Source organism: Nocardiopsis prasina DSM 43845 (assembly GCF_000341265.1).
Lineage (GTDB): Bacteria > Actinomycetota > Actinomycetes > Streptosporangiales > Streptosporangiaceae > Nocardiopsis > Nocardiopsis prasina.
The window spans coordinates 71,759-88,552 of record NZ_ANAE01000162.1 but is presented as its reverse complement, the minus strand read 5'-3'; the positions used below and the strand labels follow the sequence as shown (position 1 = coordinate 88,552).

The following is a 16,794-nucleotide window of genomic DNA, read 5'->3' as shown; positions in this document are numbered from 1 at the left end:
GTGGAAGAATGGGACGGCAAGGTTCCCAGGACCGGTCCGGTGACCGGTGAAGGCGGGGGTGGCAGCTGGTGGCTAGGTTCGGCGATGCACTGACGACGGGGGCCGACCTCGTGAACGCGGCCGAACGCGCCGTGCTTCAGGCCCTGGAGCAGATGGACGGCCCGGCCGACCTGGTCTGCTTCTTCGTCAGCGGGGCGGACCCGGACGAGGTCACCCTCGCCGGAAGGCGGGTCATGGAGCTGGCCGGTGGCGCCCTCACCCTGGGGTGCAGCGCCACCGGAGTGGTCGGCGGCGGCCGGGGCGTGGAGGGCCAGGGCGCGGTCAGCGTCTGGAGCGCCCGCCTGCCCGGGGTCGAGTTGACCCCCTTCCGGCTGGACACCGTCGTCGAGGGCGACCAGTTGGCCGTGGTGGGTATGCGCGAACCTTCTCCGCGCGACCGGGCCGGCATCCTGCTCACCAACCCCTACGAGTTCCCCACCCAGGCGTTCGTCCGGGAGACCACGGCCGCGCTCGACGGGCTTCCGCTGATCGGCGGCATGGCCGACGGTCTGCGCGGCGAGGAGTCCGTGCGGCTGTTCTGCGAGGGCGAGGTCGCCGACAACGGCGCCATCGGCGTGCTGATCGGCGGCGAGGGGGTGCTGGGCACGGTGGTCAGCCAGGGCTGTCGCCCGGTGGGGCCGAGCATGACCATCACCAAGGCCGAGGGCAACCTCGTGCTGGAACTGGCCGGGACCAACGCCTACGAGCGGTTGGAGAGCCTGGTCGAAGAGCTCTCCGAGGAGGACCGCGAGCTGGCCGCGCGGGGGCTGCACATCGGGATCGCCATGGACGAGTACGCGGACCACCACGAACAGGGCGACTTCCTGATCCGCGCGCTCAGCGGCGCCGACCCCGAGCTGGGGGCGCTGACCATCGACGAGATGGTGGAGGTGGGCCAGACCGTCCGCTTCCAGGTCCGCGACGCGAGCACCGCGGACGAGGACCTCGCCCGCAAGCTGACGGACTTCGGCACCGAGTACTCCGTGGGCGGGGGTCTGCTGTTCTCGTGCAACGGCCGGGGCGAGGCGCTGTTCACGCAGGCCGACCATGACGTCCTCGCGGTCCGGCGCATCCTCGGTGCGGGCCCGGTGGCGGGTTTCTTCGCTGCAGGGGAGATCGGTCCGGTCGCCGGGGTCAACCACGTCCACGGCTTCACGGCCTGTCTCCTGGCCTTCGCCGCCTGACACCCGCCCAAGTCGGACTTTTACTCTCGGATCACCAACACCCTGACCAACCTGCTTGAGTGTGCGCACACCAGGGTGATTACTAAGAGTGACTGTTTTCATCACTTTGCGTGTTTGGTGAGAGAAGGAACGATGGCCGACTTCCGGCGCACGACCACGTCCCTCGTGGCCCTCGGGGCGTTCGCCCTCCTGGCTCCGTTGGCGACACCCACGCCGGCCCTTGCCGACTCCGCCTGGCTGGAGCAGGACCTGTCCTCGGCGGACCGGATCGGCCTGGCCCTGGACGCCGGGGGACTGCGCCTGAACCCTGGTGACCGCACCCAGCTCGGCGCCTCGCCGCGCCTGGACCCGTCGCAGCGCCACGCGGGGCTGGCGACCTTCCCCGAACAGGAGCTGGGGGAGGCCACGGACACCATCGACGTGGCTGTGCGCGTCTCCGGGGACGCCGAGGAGGTCCTCACCGAGGCCCGGGGCGTGCGCGCCGACGGCATGTGGACCGAGTGGCACCCGACCGGCCCCGGCGGCGGCCGGGTGACCCTCCCGGAGGCGGTCAGTGAGGTCCAGCTGAGGATCGGGGTGGAGTCGGCGCTCGGGTCCGCGTCGCGGGTGCGGGCCGACCGGACCTCCGTCACGGACGTCCGCGTCCGCGCGGTCGAGGGAACCGGAACGCCTCCGTCCCCGGAGCCGGAGACCGGGGAGACACAGGGGTCCGACGAGGACTCCGGTGAGGAGGCGCGGGGAGACGACGTCCCGCGCCCCTTCTCCGCGCGCCTGTTCGCCACCCGTATCGGCCTGGTCGGAAACACCACCGCCAACGGGCACAAGGTCCGGACCGCCGACCAGTTCGCCGCGCTCCCCTCGCGGCGGGGCCTGTCCAACCGGGGCGGCGGGGAGTACACCGTCCGGGTGTGCAGCACCGGGGCACTGGGTCCCGAGGCCAGCGGCGACACCAGGAACCACGTCCCGCGCTGCGCCTACCTGCCCGTGTGGGACGTCGGGCCGTGGAACATCACCGATGACCACTGGAACGCCGACCGCGAGTCCTGGCGCGACCTGGACCGGGGACGCCCCCAGGCACAGGCCGCCTACTCCGAGAACCACAACAACGGCCTGGACGGGTTCGGCCGCAAGGTGCTCAACCCTGCGGGCATCGACCTCGCCGACGGTGCCTTCAACGAAGGGCTCCAGCTCCCCACCAACGGGTGGGTGCGGGTCGACTACCTGTGGACCGCCCAGTACCGGGCCCGCGCCGAGATCACCACGGCCTCCGGTACCGATCCGGTGATCGTGCGGGAGGGGCCCGGCACCGAGTTCGACACCGCGGGCCTGGCCGCGCACAAGGCCAACGTGGACGTGGCCTGCCGCACGACCGGTGACCGGGCCACCGGACCGACCGGGACCTCGGACGTCTGGTACCGCATCGGGGAGGGCCACTACGTTCCGGCGGCCTTCGCCGTGGGCGGCGCGGACGCCCCCAGGTGCGCCAGGAGCTAGGGCACCAGCCCCGCCAGGACCTGGACCAGCAGGCAGGGATACGGGGGCGCGGCACACACACGACAGGGGCGGCCGGAGCCGCCCCTGTCGTTACTTCGTGCCTGGTCCACCCGGTGGCCGCACAGCGATGTCACATGCCGCTGTAGGGGACCGCCCCGATGATCTCGACACCGAGGCTCTTGCCGTTGGGCAGGTTGTAGCTGACCGTCTCGCCGACCGCCTTGCCGTTGATGGCGGAGCCGAGCGGGGACTTGGGGGAGTACACGTCGATGGGGGAGCCGCTCTCCTCGCGCGAGGCGAGCAGGAAGGTGACCTCCTCCTCGTCGCCGTCGAACTTGACGGTGACGGTCATGCCGGGACCGACCACGCCCTCGGTGCGGGGCGCTTCGCCGACCCGCGCAGTGCGCAGGATCTCGGTGAGCTGGAGGATGCGGGCCTCCATCTTGCCCTGTTCCTCCTTGGCGGCGTGGTAGCCACCGTTCTCCTTCAGGTCACCCTCTTCCCGGGCGGCCTCGATCTTCTCCGCGATCTCGATGCGCCCGGGCCCCGAGAGGTGGTCCAGCTCTCCCTTGAGCCGGTCGTACGCCTCCTGGGTGAGCCAGGTGACGTTTTCATCGCGGGTCTGGGTCACGGGAACTCCTTGTGTACTAGTAGCAATGGCCACCAGGCGGCCAGAGCTGAACTCACGAGAATATCACCGTGCGCGATCGCGCACTGGTGACACGACTCTCAGGGGTCCGCTCCAGGTACCTGTGCCGGACAGGGGGAAAGGCTCGGTGGATCAGTCTTGCGAACCTTGTTCCCTGCACGAGGCCACTTCTACCGTGGAAGCCTGACGAACCGTCTCAACGGTCTGGCTCACCATTCGGTTCCCGCCCTCCACCTCGACGCGTTCCGTGCCGACCTCGACCATCTGGCTGTCCAGCGCGCGGAGCAGGCACTCGGCCCCGTTCTTGCTGTTCACCTCGAAGTCGATCCGGGCCTCGCTCCCGGTGGGCGCGGTCACGGCGACCACCTGGTGGTACACGCCCCCGCTGAGCCCGGTGTAGTTCATGACGGAGTAGCCCCAGCCGATGCTGACGGCCACCGCGAAGATGGTCGCGACGACGAAGAAGACGGGCCCGTTGCCGTGGCGCTTGCGTAGCGCTGGCGCGGTGTCGGCACTGTTCACGGCATCATCTTCCGGGGTCGCTGACATTGGGAATCTCCGAGCAAGGGGACGGTGTTGTCTAAGATATCCCCGACCTGACAGCCCCCCTACGCGGCCCGCACGTGAGTCGTCCACGCCGTGACCCGGGGTGGTGTCGGACAGCCGCGTGCAGTGGCCGTCGACCGAGCCAAGGAGAAGCCTTCGTTGTCCGAGCGTCTGCGGCTTATGGCCGTCCATGCCCATCCCGATGACGAGTCCAGCAAGGGCGCCGCGACCATGGCGCGCTACGCGCGCGAGGGCGCGGAAGTGCTGGTCGTCACCATGACCGGTGGCGAACGCGGTGACATCCTCAACCCCGCGATGGAGCGCCCCGAGATCCGCGAGAACATCGCCGAGGTGCGCCGCGAGGAGATGAACCGCGCCCGCGAGATCCTGGGCGTCGAGCAGGAGTTCGCCGGTTTCGTCGACTCCGGCCTGCCCGAGGGCGACCCGCTTCCCCCGCTTCCCGAGGGCAGCTTCGCGACCCTTTCGGTGGAGGAGGGCGCCGAACCCCTCGTGGCCGCGATCCGCCGGTTCCGTCCGCACGTCATCCTCACCTATGACGAGAACGGCGGCTACCCGCACCCCGACCACATCATGACCCACAAGGTGTCGATGCACGCCTTCGACGCCGCCGCGGAGCCGGACGCCTACCCCGACGCCGGGGACCCCTGGCAGCCCCTCAAGCTGTACTACTTCGTCTCGTTCCCGCCCGAGCGGTTCGAGGCCCTGGCGAAGATCCTGGTCGAGCGCGGCCTGGACAACCCCTTCGAGGAGTGGATGGAGCGCCTCAAGGACCGTGAGCGGCCGCGCTGGGAGATCACCACGCGCGTGAGTTGCAGTGAGTACTTCGACACCGCGCACGACGCCCTCCGGGCGCACGCCACCCAGATCGACCCGAACGGCTTCTGGTTCGCCGTGCCCAACGAGGTCGTGGCTGAGGCGTGGCCGACCGAGGACTACCACCTGGTCCGTTCCCTCGTGGACACGGAGGTCCCTGAGCAGGACCTCTTCGCGGGTGTCCGCGAGGCAATGAGAGTATGAGCGACATGAACACCCTTCTCGCGTCCACCACGGTGCTCGCCCAGGACTTCGCGCTGGACAAGGACACCGTCACACCCGGTGTCATGGGCTTCCTCGCGATCTTCGCGATCGGTGTGTGCCTGTACTTCCTGATGCGCAGCCTGATGGGCAAGCTGCGCGGTGTCTCGGCCCGCGCCGAGGCCGAGGAAGCCGAGGAGGCGGCGGAGAGGGACGGCCAGGAGGTGACCTCCGGGGTGGAGGCCGCCGCCGGCGGATCGTCCTCCTCCACGGAGGACCCCTCCGCCAGGGCCTGACCCGGTCCCGCCCCCGCCGCGCACCCGCGGGGGCGGTCTGGGCGGGCACACCCGCCCGGCGGGGGAGTGCCTACCATGGGGGGATGCAGCCCGAGCCCTCCCGAGCCCCCTCCTTGCGCGACCGGGTGCACGACCAGCTCAGGTCGCGCATCATCGACCTCGAACTGCTCCCCGGACACCGGATCACGGAGCGCGAGGCCTCCGCCGAACTCGGCGTCTCCCGGGTCCCGTTGCGCGAGGCGCTGCGGCTGCTCGAGGCCGAGGGACTGGTCGTCCTGGTTCCCCGGCAGGGCGCCATGGTGGCCAGTTGGTCCCGTGAGGACATCGTGCGCCTGTTCGAGGTTCGCGAGGAGCTGGAGACCCTGGCCGCCCGCCTCGCGGCCACTCGTCGCACCGACGCCGACCTGCGTCGGATGCGCGACCTCCTGGACGACGCCGAGCGCGCCCTGAAGGCGGACGACGAGTCCGCCACGGCCGCCGCCAACGCGGGTTTCCACCGGGCTGTGGTGGCTGCCTGCGGCAATCCCCTCCTCCAGCGGATGATGGCCCCGCTGGACTCCCGTGTGCAGTGGCTCTTCCACCTCACCAAGCACCGTGACACCCGCGAGCAGCGCGATGAGCACGTCCGCCTGCTCGAACTGATCGAGGCGGGGGACGGCGACGGGGCCGCCGCGCTCTATCGGGCGCACATCGTGGCCGGCCTCGAACCCACGCTGGCCGTCGCCGACACCTGGGAGCGGTTCGATCCGGTGGACGTCACCCGTACCCGCCAACGGAGGTAGCCCCGCGCGGTGGGGCGCCGTCCGAGGGGTGTCCGCGTGCCCGGATCAGTGGTATACCGCTAATGGACCGCAGTGGACCCACGGAGAAGGCAACGATGACGCTCATCCTCACCCGTTCCGAACTCACCGGACTCGTCACACCGCGCCAGGTGGCCGACGCCGTGGAGACCGCCTTCGCCGACCTCGCCGAGGGCCGGGCCGCGCAGCCCCACGCGGAACCCGCGCGGCTGGCGGGGCACGACGCCCAGTTCGTCCCCATGGTCGGGCTCCTCGGGAGCGCGGGCCTGGCCGCGAGCAAACTCCTCAGTGACATCCCGGGCAACCGCGAGCGCGGACTCCCCACCCAGCAGTCGGTGGTGGTCCTGGCCGACGCCGAGACCGGCGGGCCCCTCGCGATCCTGGACGGCGCGGTCCCCACCCGGCTGCGCACCGCGGCCACCACCCGCGTGGCCACCCGACACCTGGCCCGTCGGGGCTGGGACACCCTGGGGATCGTCGGCGCCGGCCCCCTGGCCGCCGCACACGTGGTCGCCCTCGCCGACGAACGCGACCCGGACCGGGTCCTGGTGTGGTCCCGCTCCGCCGCCACGGTCGAGGGGCTCCGCCGCGCGGTGGCCGAGCAGGCACCCGGCCTGGAGGTGGTCGCCGCCGCCTCACCCCGCGAGGTCGTGGAGGGCGCCGACGTCGTCTGCACGGTGACCCCGTCCCGGGAACCGCTGGTGGAGGGTGCCTGGTTGCGCCCGGGACAGCACCTGAACGTGGTGGGATCGCCGCCCAGGACCGACCACCGCGAGGTGGACGCCGCCGTCCTCGCCGCAGCCCGGGACTCCGGCCTCCTCGTGGTGGACTCCGCCCCGGCCGCCCTGCACGAGTCCGGGGACGTCGCGCACGCCGTGGCCGAGGGCGCGATCACCGCCGAGGACTGCTCCCTCGAACTCGCCGGAGTGGTCGGCGGCCAGCACCCCGGACGCACCTCGGACCGCCAGATCACCGTGTTCAACTCGGTGGGCGTCGGCCTGGAGGACGCCGCCGTCGGCCGTCTCCTGCTCGACGCCGCCCGCGAGCGCGGGCTGGGCACGGAGATCACCCTCTCCTCCTGAGACCGGGGCCCGCGCACCCGGCACCGGAGTGGCACAGTGGAACCATGTCCAACCGCCTGAGCGACGCGACCAGCCCGTACCTGTTGCAGCACGCCGACAACCCGGTGGAGTGGTGGCCCTGGGGCGAGGAGGCCTTCGCCGAGGCCCGCCGCCGCGAGGTCCCCCTCCTCATCTCCGTGGGCTACGCGGCCTGCCACTGGTGCCACGTCATGGCCCACGAGTCCTTCGAGGACCACGAGACCGCGAACCGGATGAACGAGCTGTTCGTCAACGTCAAGGTCGACCGCGAGGAACGCCCCGACGTCGACGCCGTGTACATGGAAGCCACCCAGGCCATGACCGGCCAGGGCGGCTGGCCCATGACCGTGTTCGCCACCCCCGACGGCGCGCCGTTCTACTGCGGCACCTACTTCCCCCGCGACCACTTCCAGCGGCTGCTCGAGGGCGTCGGCACCGCCTGGCGGGACAAGCGGGCCGACCTCCTCGACCAGGGCCGCCGCGTGGTGGACGCGCTGGCGGCCCCGCGCCGCCTGGCCTCCTCCCCGCCACCGACCGCCGCCGACCTCGACCTGGCCGTGCAGGCCCTGGTCCGTGACTACGACGTGGTCAACGGCGGGTACGGCGACGAGCCCAAGTTCCCGCCGTCCATGCTGCTGTCCTTCCTCACCGCGCAGCACGAGCGCACCTTCCCGTTCCAGAGCGCCGACGAGCCCACGCCCGCCGCCCTCATGGCGGGCGGCACCGCCGTGGCCATGGCCAGGGGCGGCATGTACGACCAGATCGGCGGCGGCTTCGCCCGCTACACGGTCGACGGCGCGTGGGTGGTCCCGCACTTCGAGAAGATGCTCTACGACAACGCCCTCCTGCTGCGCGCCTACGCCCGCCTCTCCCGGCGCCCGGTGGGCACCGACCCGGTAGCGGTGGCCGGGAGGTCCCTCATGCTCAGGGTGGTCCAGGAGACCGCCGACTGGATGCTGCGCGACCTGCGCACCGCCGAGGGCGGGTTCGCGTCGGCCCTGGACGCCGACAGCGAGGGCGAGGAGGGCACCTACTACGTGTGGACCCCCGACCAGCTCACCGAGGTCCTGGGGGAGGAGGACGGGGCCTGGGCCGCCGAACTGTTCGACGTGACCCCGCAGGGCACCTTCGAGCACGGCACGTCGGTGCTCCAGCTCCGCCGGGACCCCGACGACCCCGAGCGCTACGACCGCGTACGCGCCGCCCTGCTCACCGCCCGTGCCGACCGGGTCCCGCCCGCCCGCGACGACAAGGTGGTGGCCGCCTGGAACGGGCTGGCGATCGCCGCGCTGGCCGAGGCGGGCGCCCTGCTGGAGCGCCCCGACTGGATCCGGGCGGCGCGGGAGGCCGCCGACCTCGTCCTCGACACCCACCTGATCCACGGGCGGCTCGTGCGCACGTCCAGGGACGGTCGCCCCGGGCCCAGCGCCGGGGTGCTGGAGGACTACGCCGACCTCGCCGAGGGGTTGATCGCCCTGCACGGCGTGACCGGTGAGGCCCGCTACGTGCGTGAGGCCGGGAGCCTGCTCGACACCGTCCTGGACCACTTCGGCGACGACGACGGCGGGTTCTACGACACCGCCGACGACGCGGAGAGGCTGTTCAGCCGCCCCCAGGACCCCACGGACAACGCCACGCCCTCGGGCCGGTTCGCCGCCGCCTCCGCGCTGCTCTCCTACGCGGCCCTGACCGGCGGCGAGCGCCACCGGGCCGCCGCCGAGGGCGCACTGGCCGTGGTGCCGCTGTTGGCCGAGAAGGCCCCGCGCTTCGCCGGTTGGGGCCTGGCCGCCGGTGAGGCGCTGCTCAGCGGGCCGCGCGCCGTCGCCGTGGTGGGGGAGCCGGGTGACCCGGAGACCGAGGAGCTGGTGCGCACGGTGCTGCGGTCGGCGCCCCTGGGCACGGTGCTCTCCCGGGGAGACGGAAACGACAGCGGGGGAGTGCCTCTGCTCGAACAACGCGTACGCGTCGGCGGCAGGGCCACCGCCTATGTCTGCGAGGGTTTCGTCTGCAAACTCCCCGTCACCACTCCGGAGGAACTCAGGGCGCAGCTGACCCTTTAGTCGGCCTCAAGTCCGGCTTTTGGTTGAAATACGAACCACATTCGTCCGACGCCGCGCATTTCGAGGTGAAGAGGCGGACCCCAAAGGGTCACAGCAGCTCAATGCCCTCGACGATCTCGTCCACGACGTCGGGACGGTAGTCGGGCTGGCGGATTTCCAGGTACACGGTCTTGGGGGTGTCCGGCGGGTGCACGGCGACGGAGGCGAAAGCGCCGTTGCCGTTGCACTCGGGCCACTCCCAGACCATGCCCTGCCAGTCGCCGTCGTTGATCGCCCGCTCCTCCGGCTGCCCCGGGCAGGGTTTGGTGTCCGCGACGGTGTCCAGGTTCGGCGCCCCGGGGACCACGGTCGCGTACACCCCGTACGAGGGGACGTTGGTGGAGTGCCAGTCGTCCACGTCGGTGGCGGCCAGCAACCCCTGCCCCGCTCCGGCATCGGTCACGGAGTCGCGGGCGTCGTGGTCGGTGTGGAACTCCCGCGCCCACACCGAGGGCACGTCCACGCGCATCTCCATGGCGGAGTTGCGCACGGTGGTCAGCGCCATGCCGGGCGCCCCCAGGGACGAGGTGACCCCCGCGACGAGCAGCCCGCAGGCCAGGACCAGGGCGCCCGCCCGCTGCCAGGGCATACGGTAGCGGCGCCACCAGGACGAGTCCTCGGGCATGTTGGGCGCCATACGGATGGCACGGACCCGGTCGGTGAAGGTCTTGGCGTCGGCCGGGCGGCTCTCCCGGTCCACGGACAGCGCGGACAGGATCAGTTCGTCCAGCGCCGGAGGCAAACCTGGCCGAATCCGGCCAGGTGCCACCCTCACCGGAGGCCGGGACGGCGGGCGTCCCGTGATGAGCTCGTAGGCGACCGCGCCCAGCGAGTACACGTCGGAGCGCACGTCGAGGTCGCCGCCGGGGATGCTCTGCTCGGGGGACATGTACCCGGGCGTTCCCGCGGCCGCCGTGAAACCGGACGCCTCGTCGATCGCCTTCGCGAAGCCGAGGTCGGCCACGAGCACGCGCTGGCCCACGGGGGAGGACTGGAGGAGCACGTTCGAGGGTTTGATGTCCCGGTGGATCGTGCCGTGGCCGTGCAGCACGGTGATGCCCTGACCGATCTCCGTGAGCAGCCGCAGCGCCTCGTCCAGGGGCAGCTGACCTCGGTGGATGAGATCGGCGACACTGCCCTGGTCGGCGTAGGTCATCACCATGTACGGGCGTCCGTCGGGCAGCACGTCGACGTCGTGGACGGCCACCAGCCACGTGGAGTCGGTCTGGCGCAGGATGCGCGCCTCCTCCAGGAAACGGTGCTGGATGTCCATCTGGTGCGCCCAGTTCTCGGCGAGTACCTTGATGGCCACCGGGTAGTTCAGCAGATCGTCCTGCGCCAGCCAGACTGTGGCGAAGGAACCGGAACCCAGGCGCCTGATGACGCGGTAACGTCCGAAGGCCTCCGGTTGGCTCATCTTCGCCTCGGTCTGTCGGGGGTGAATACGCGGTCGTTGCCCACTAATACACCATCTGCGCCTTCACGTTGACTTCCGTGGATATGATCCCCTCCCCCGGGTATCGTCGACGCCTTCGGGGCATGGAGACTGGAGGTGCCCTTCGAGTTCCGTGCGCCATGTGCACCACGGGGCGGAGATCGTGAGGATTCGTGAGGCGGGAGCCGAACGGGGCTCATAGACGTCCCATTGACGTGTGACCCTCTCATAAGTGGGCGCGTACGCGTTCGTACGGACGATCGGACGTCTGTCGCAAGCCAGGAAGAGAATGAGCCATGCACAGTAGTGACAACTCGGAGAACGAGGAGACCCCCACCCCCCGGCGCCGGGTGGCCAGCAACGTGGACGAGGAACTGGAGGAGCTCGCGCGCCGCGCCAAACACGGTGACGCCGTGGCCCTGGACGACCTCCTGCGTCGCATCCAGCCCGAGGTGCTGCGCCGCTGCGCCCGGTTCCTTCCCTACCGCCAGGACGCCGAGGAGGCCTGCCAGGACGCGCTCCTGCGGGTCGCCCGCAAGATCGACAGCTTCAAGGGCGACTCCCTCTTCACCACGTGGCTCTACACCGTGGTGTCCAACTCCGCCCGCCAGACCTACCGCTCTATGAAGCGTCGTTCCGCCGAGTTCCCCACCGAGGCCGAGCGCATGCCGCACCAGTCGGACCCGCGCACCACCAGCGTCATCGCCGGTTCGCGGATCGACCTGCTGGAGGCGCTGGACCAGCTGGAGAAGGACCGCCCCAACCTCGTGGCACCTTTGGTGCTCCGCGACCTGTGCCAGATGGACTACAACGAGATCGCCTCGGAGCTGAACCTCGCCCTGGGAACGGTGAAGTCCCGCATCCACCAGGGCCGCAAACACGTGCGTAAATCGCTCGCCGTGACGTGACGTCCACGGGCGAACTACTCTGGAGGAATCCCCGTCGGCACATCCGTCACAGGAGTGCGCCGTCCCATGATCCAGCTCTGAGAGGTTTCGCCAATGGGGCTCCGTGACCCCCTGTACTGGCTGTATGAGCGGCGTCTCGAACGCGGCCTGACCAGCCAGGAGATTCCCAGGCACGTCGGTGTGGCCATGGACGGCAACCGGCGCTGGGCCAAGAGCAGCGGTCTCCCGGGCGCCGAGCAAGGTCACCAGGCCGGGGCGAACAAGATCTTCGACGTGCTCGGCTGGTGCAACGAAGTCGGTGTGCAGGTCGTCACGTTGTGGATGCTGTCCACGGACAACCTCACCCGCGACGAGAACGAGCTGGGTCCCCTCGTGCGCATCATCGAGGAGACCATCGCGCGGCTGCGCCAGGAGGGCTGGAACACGCGCCCCGTCGGAGCGCTCGACGTCCTGCCCGATTCCACTGCCCGTGCCCTGAAAGAGGCGGAAGAGGCCACATCCGGCAACCCGGGTCTGGTTGTCAACGTCGCCGTCGGGTATGGAGGTAGACGTGAGATCGCTGATGCGGTTCGGTCCCTCCTCCAGGAGGAGGCGGCCAAGGGCACCGGTATCCAGGAGCTGGCAGAGCGCCTGGACATCGAGGACATCGCCCGGCATCTCTACACGCGCGGACAACCCGACCCGGACCTGCTCATCCGTACCTCCGGCGAGCAGCGTCTCTCGGGTTTCATGCTCTGGCAGAGCGTGCACTCGGAGTTCTACTTCTGCGAGGTCTTCTGGCCCGCGTTCCGCAGAGTGGACTTCCTGCGCGCGCTGCGTGCCTACGGCGCGCGCAACCGGCGCTTCGGCTCCTGAACCCCGGCCCCACGTTCCCACCCGCCCCCGTTCCGCGGGGCGCGCCGTGTCTGTCCACGGCGGGTCCGTAACGCGGAGTTCACCGGTTGGTGGGCAAGGGACCTGGAAAACGGGCTCTCGGCCGCGTAGCGTCGAAAACAGCGGATGGCGTTCGTCCATCCGTTCGGGAGGCCCCGTCTCGTTGATCTTCTCCGCCACGGCGGGATATCGAAGAGGAGGGCCGGAACCGGCCCTCGTGGGCCTGGTCCCGGTCCTCCATGATCCCGTGACAGCAGGGCACCCACGCGGTGCCCAAGGGGAGAACGAGTGGCTAGTTCCTCGACCGATCACCGCGACACCCAGCCCCCCACCGCCCCCGATGTGGAGGCGGTGGAGGGTAAGCGCGTCTACGTGCTCGACACCAGCGTCCTGCTCGCCGACCCGATGGCCATGGCCCGGTTCGCCGAACACGAGGTCGTCATCCCCGTGGTGGTGATCACCGAGCTGGAGAGCAAGCGTCACCACCCGGAACTCGGATACTTCGCTCGCAACGCCCTGCGTCGACTGGACGACCTGAGGGTCGCCCACGGCCGTCTGGACGTGGCCGTCCCGGTGAACGAACAGGGCGGCACGCTCCGGGTGGAGCTCAACCACAGCGATCCGACGATCCTGCCCGCGGGATTCCGGCTCGGTGACAACGACACCCGGATCCTCACGGTGGCCCGCAACCTCCAGGCGGAGGGCGAGGAGGAGAGCTCGGTCGTCCTGGTGAGCAAGGATCTGCCGATGCGGATCAAGGCCTCCTCGATCGGTCTCCCGGCCGACGAGTACCGGGCCGAGCTCGCCATCGAGCACGGGTGGACCGGGATGGCGGAGCTGGACGTGCCCGCCCACAACATCGGCGAACTGTTCTCCGCCGGTGAGAGCGAGATCGAGCAGGCCAGGGACCTGCCCTGCCACACCGGTCTGGTCCTGGTCTCGGAGCAGGGCAAGGCGCTGGGCCGGGTCCAGGCGGACAAGTCGGTCAAGGTGGTGCGCGGGGACCGGGACGTGTTCGGTCTGAAGGGGCGCAGCGCCGAGCAGCGGATCGCCCTGGACCTGCTCACCGACCCGGACGTCGGCATCGTCTCCCTTGGTGGTCGCGCGGGCACCGGGAAGTCGGCGCTGGCGCTGTGCGCCGGTCTGGAGGCCGTCCTGGAGCGCGCCCAGCACCGCAAGGTGATGGTGTTCCGGCCGCTGTACGCGGTGGGCGGCCAGGAGCTCGGCTACCTGCCGGGCAGCGAGAACGACAAGATGACGCCCTGGGGCCAGGCGGTGCACGACACCCTCTCCGCCGTGACCAGCGAGGACGTGATCGAGGAGATCGTGGACCGGGGGATGCTGGAGGTCCTGCCGCTCACGCACATCCGGGGCCGCTCGCTGCACGACGCCTTCGTGATCGTCGACGAGGCGCAGTCTCTGGAACGCAACGTGCTGCTGACCGTGCTGTCCCGGCTGGGTGAGAACTCGCGGGTGGTCCTCACCCACGACATCGCCCAGCGCGACAACCTGCGGGTGGGCCGCCACGACGGGGTCGTCGCGGTGATCGAGAAGCTCAAGGGTCACCCGCTCTTCTCCCACGTGACCCTGACCCGCTCCGAGCGCTCACCCATCGCCGCCCTGGTCACCGAGATGCTGGAGACCTAGGGGTCGTGTTCGGCGGACACACGCCCCGCCGCGCGTCGCCCCGGCGGCACCGGCGCGGCGTTCTCCTCGGTCGACAGCCGAACCGGGGACGACTCCCTCTTCGGCCCTGCCCCGGCACCACTGGACGCACCGCTCGCAACGGGCAGCATCCACCGGACACGGCCTAGCCGGGTCCGGTGGAACCGGACCGAGCAGTCGGGTGCGCCCGTCCCACTGAACGTGGGGCGGGCGCACCCCTTTCGTCCGGTGCCCGCCGTCGCCGCCTACCGCAGCTGGGAGAGGTACCTCCCGACCCGGCGCAGGCGGGCGAGACTGGCCTCGTAGCGAGCGCCCACGAACAGCAGCACCGCGCCGATCGCCGCGAACGGGAGCCAGTTGGGAGTCAGCTGGCTCAGCTCCCACAGGGGCGGCCCGAAGGCCCGCAGCGACGTGACGAGCAGCGCGAGGCCGCCGAGCACCAGGGCGGCGCTCAGACGCTGCCGCAGTCCCCACACGGTGACGGCCAGCCCCACCGCCAGCACGGCCGGGACCCGCCAGACCATGTCGTCCCCCGTCAGCACCTCCCACACGGTGGGACCCAGGAGCAGCGCCAGCCCGCCGCCGTAGGCGAGCCAGCTCGACGGGGTTCCGGTGGCCTTACGCGACCACTCCCAGCCGATGACCAGGAAGGCGAGCGCGGGCAGGGCCGTGTACGCCTCCGGAACGGTGACCTCCCAGGACGCCAGGGCCGTCCACAGGGCGAGGAACATCAGCGCGGCTCCGACCCCCGCGTACCAACGCCGGTTCGGCCGGACCGCGCTGGCCAGGCTGATCACCCCGACCACCGCCAGGGCCGTGGCCACCAGTTCCAGCCGTCCGCCGTTCAGGACGGTGAGCAGCAGGGCGACCCCGGCCCACGAGGCGGCGGGGATCTCGGCCGCCGTGACCAGGGGGTGGCCCAGGCGCGGGGCGACCGCCGCCACGGCGGCCACCACGGCGAGAGGGCCGAAGGCCGCGTACTCGACCGGCGCGCCCAGGGCCAGCGGCAGCGCGAGCGCNCCCCCGCCGGTGGCCGCCGTGGAGACGGCGGTCGAGGCGATCGCCACGAACCGGGTCCGGGCCAACGCGGTCACCACGGAGAGCACCGCGGCCGCCGCCAGCAGGACCGCCACGGCGCTGTGCCGCTCAGAGAGCGCCCAACCGAACGCCAGGGCCAGTGAGTACAGGCCGCTCGCCCACGGCATCCAGGAGAGGCGGTCGTCGCGGATCAGCGCGGCCCCGGCGAGCAGGAGGGTGCCGACCGCGAGGGCCCACGCCAGGGCGACGAGGAAGGGCAGGCCCAGTGTCACTGGCAGCGGGAGCAGGGTGAGGGGCACGACCAGCGCGGCGGTCGGCACCAGCATGGTCCGGTCCACGAGGAACACCGCGAGCAGGGCCAGTGCCCCGGCGGCCAGCAGCCCCGCCGAGACGGTGAGCGCGCCCAGGGCGTCGGACGGCCCGGGCACACCGATGAACACGTGCGCGGGCTCCAGCAGCGCGGAGAGCGGGGCCCCGCTGACGGAGTGGGTCCGGGAGAACACGGCCAGGGCCGGGAGCCCGCGCGGGCCGGCCACCAGCGGCACGAGCGCCAGCAACAGCACCCCCGCCCCGCCGAAGGGGACCGGTGCGTCGGTTCGCCCCCGCCTCGCCGCCCGCAGGCGGTCCGTGCGTCCCAGCACCAGGGCGGTCATACCGAGCACGAGGGCGGCGGCGCCCAGCAGCCACCAGGGGACCTGTCCGGGGGCGCCCGCGGTGGCGGACCCGATCAGCAGTCCGCATCCGGAGAACAGGGCGAGGGACCACGCGGCGATGGTCAGCCCGTACACGAACCGCTCGGGGGAGTCCGCCGCCTGCGGGGCCAGGCCGTGGCGCATGCGGGCGGAGACCAGCGTGACGACGGCGATCAGCGTCAGGACGATCAGCGCCGTGTGCTGCTGGGGGAGCGCCCAGCCGAGGGCGAGCAGCATCGCGGCCAGACCGGTCGCCCCGGGGAGCGGGGCGAGGGACGGGCGTACCCGCGAGGTCCAGAGGAAGAGGGCCGCGCCGACCAGCGCCGTCCACACCACGGCCGCGAGGAAGGGCGCCCCCAGCAGCACCGGCACCGGCACCAGGGCCAGCGGGGCGACGAGGGCGATCGCGGGCCGGAACAGGCGGCGGTCGAGGAGCAGCGCGGCGCCCAGGGACAGGGCCCCGAAGACCAGCAGCCCGGCCGCCATGAGCAGTGCGGTCAGGGTGTCCGACGGGACCGGCAGCCCAACGAGCGTGCTCGCGGGCGAGCCCATGGCCGTGACCGGGGAGGTGAACGCACCGCCCCCGGGGCTGAGCGCCGGGATCGTCGGGAGGCCGTTGGGGCCGACCACGGGCGGGACGGCTGCCAGCAGGACCAGGCCCGCGACACCGAACGCGGACCGCGCCGCCCCGGGCTTCGCGGCCCCGCCGCCCGCCTGACCCAGGACGAGTGCGCAGGAGCCGAGCACCAGGGTGACGGCGCCCAGCAGCCACCAGGCGCCCATGCCGGGAACGCCGAGGGCGGCGGAGGCGAGCAGGGCGGTGAACGACAGGAACAGGAGCGCGCCCCACGCCGAGACCGTCAGCCGGCGCAGGGTCCCCGCACTCGAAGCCCTCCCGGTCCGTCCACCGGTTCGGGGGGCCCGCGGGTCCCGGTGCGCCC

General features: G+C 71.4%; 14 protein-coding genes. 10 read left to right on the top strand and 4 right to left on the bottom strand.

Features of this window, described 5'->3' with window-relative positions; translation table 11 throughout:
- The first annotated feature begins 68 nt into the window (after positions 1-68).
- On the top strand, positions 69-1,223 hold the full coding sequence (locus D452_RS0119690) for an FIST signal transduction protein (RefSeq protein ID WP_040694334.1): 1,155 nt from the start codon (positions 69-71) through the stop codon (positions 1,221-1,223).
- A 132-nt stretch (positions 1,224-1,355) separates the two neighbouring features.
- Entirely contained in the window at positions 1,356-2,717 is a 1,362-nt protein-coding gene (locus D452_RS0119685; RefSeq protein WP_017545861.1) for a hypothetical protein, read from the top strand.
- 130 nt (positions 2,718-2,847) lie between these two features.
- Here D452_RS0119685 and greA read toward each other — a convergent pair whose 3' ends face one another.
- Together greA and D452_RS0119675 are read right to left on the bottom strand one after the other, a co-directional pair.
- On the bottom strand, positions 2,848-3,348 hold the full coding sequence (gene greA, locus D452_RS0119680) for a transcription elongation factor GreA (RefSeq protein WP_017545860.1): 501 nt from the start codon (positions 3,346-3,348) through the stop codon (positions 2,848-2,850).
- Between the two features lie 150 nt (positions 3,349-3,498).
- A complete protein-coding gene (locus D452_RS0119675) occupies positions 3,499-3,915 on the bottom strand; it encodes a DUF4307 domain-containing protein (protein ID WP_026129486.1) in 417 nt (138 codons plus the stop codon).
- A gap of 156 nt (positions 3,916-4,071) precedes the next feature.
- On the opposite strand from D452_RS0119675, the gene mca reads away from it, so the two are divergent.
- The 5 genes from mca (at position 4,072) to D452_RS0119650 (ending at position 9,203) form a co-directional block, all read left to right on the top strand.
- Complete coding sequence (mca, locus tag D452_RS0119670) at positions 4,072-4,950, top strand: mycothiol conjugate amidase Mca (RefSeq protein WP_026129485.1); 879 nt, start codon at positions 4,072-4,074, stop codon at positions 4,948-4,950.
- A gap of 5 nt (positions 4,951-4,955) precedes the next feature.
- Positions 4,956-5,243 carry a hypothetical protein gene (locus tag D452_RS0119665; protein WP_040694353.1) on the top strand — a complete coding sequence of 96 codons (288 nt, stop codon included), beginning with the start codon at positions 4,956-4,958 and terminating at the stop codon, positions 5,241-5,243.
- Between the two features lie 83 nt (positions 5,244-5,326).
- Positions 5,327-6,025, top strand: a complete 699-nt coding sequence (locus tag D452_RS0119660; protein ID WP_017545856.1) for a GntR family transcriptional regulator — start codon at positions 5,327-5,329, stop codon at positions 6,023-6,025.
- Between the two features lie 95 nt (positions 6,026-6,120).
- Positions 6,121-7,125, top strand: coding sequence for an ornithine cyclodeaminase family protein (locus tag D452_RS0119655; protein ID WP_017545855.1), 1,005 nt, complete (start codon positions 6,121-6,123; stop codon positions 7,123-7,125).
- Between the two features lie 44 nt (positions 7,126-7,169).
- Positions 7,170-9,203 (top strand): thioredoxin domain-containing protein, encoded by a 2,034-nt coding sequence (locus tag D452_RS0119650; RefSeq protein WP_017545854.1) that lies wholly within the window; start codon positions 7,170-7,172, stop codon positions 9,201-9,203.
- An 88-nt stretch (positions 9,204-9,291) separates the two neighbouring features.
- Here the strand turns inward: D452_RS0119650 and D452_RS0119645 are convergent, their stop codons facing one another.
- Complete coding sequence (locus D452_RS0119645) at positions 9,292-10,659, bottom strand: serine/threonine-protein kinase (RefSeq protein WP_017545853.1); 1,368 nt, start codon at positions 10,657-10,659, stop codon at positions 9,292-9,294.
- A 314-nt stretch (positions 10,660-10,973) separates the two neighbouring features.
- Between D452_RS0119645 and D452_RS0119640 the strand changes: the two genes are divergently transcribed.
- The 3 genes from D452_RS0119640 (at position 10,974) to D452_RS0119630 (ending at position 14,105) form a co-directional block, all read left to right on the top strand.
- Positions 10,974-11,585: an RNA polymerase sigma factor gene (locus tag D452_RS0119640; RefSeq protein WP_017545852.1), complete on the top strand. Its 612-nt coding sequence runs from the start codon at positions 10,974-10,976 to the stop codon at positions 11,583-11,585.
- 93 nt (positions 11,586-11,678) lie between these two features.
- Positions 11,679-12,440, top strand: coding sequence for an isoprenyl transferase (locus D452_RS0119635; RefSeq protein WP_017545851.1), 762 nt, complete (start codon positions 11,679-11,681; stop codon positions 12,438-12,440).
- Positions 12,441-12,746: 306 nt separating this feature from the next.
- Positions 12,747-14,105 carry a PhoH family protein gene (locus D452_RS0119630; RefSeq protein WP_040694331.1) on the top strand — a complete coding sequence of 453 codons (1,359 nt, stop codon included), beginning with the start codon at positions 12,747-12,749 and terminating at the stop codon, positions 14,103-14,105.
- Between the two features lie 263 nt (positions 14,106-14,368).
- Here the strand turns inward: D452_RS0119630 and D452_RS32040 are convergent, their stop codons facing one another.
- Entirely contained in the window at positions 14,369-15,328 is a 960-nt protein-coding gene (locus tag D452_RS32040; RefSeq protein WP_449289524.1) for an SCO7613 C-terminal domain-containing membrane protein, read from the bottom strand.
- Between the last annotated feature and the right edge of the window lie 1,466 nt (positions 15,329-16,794).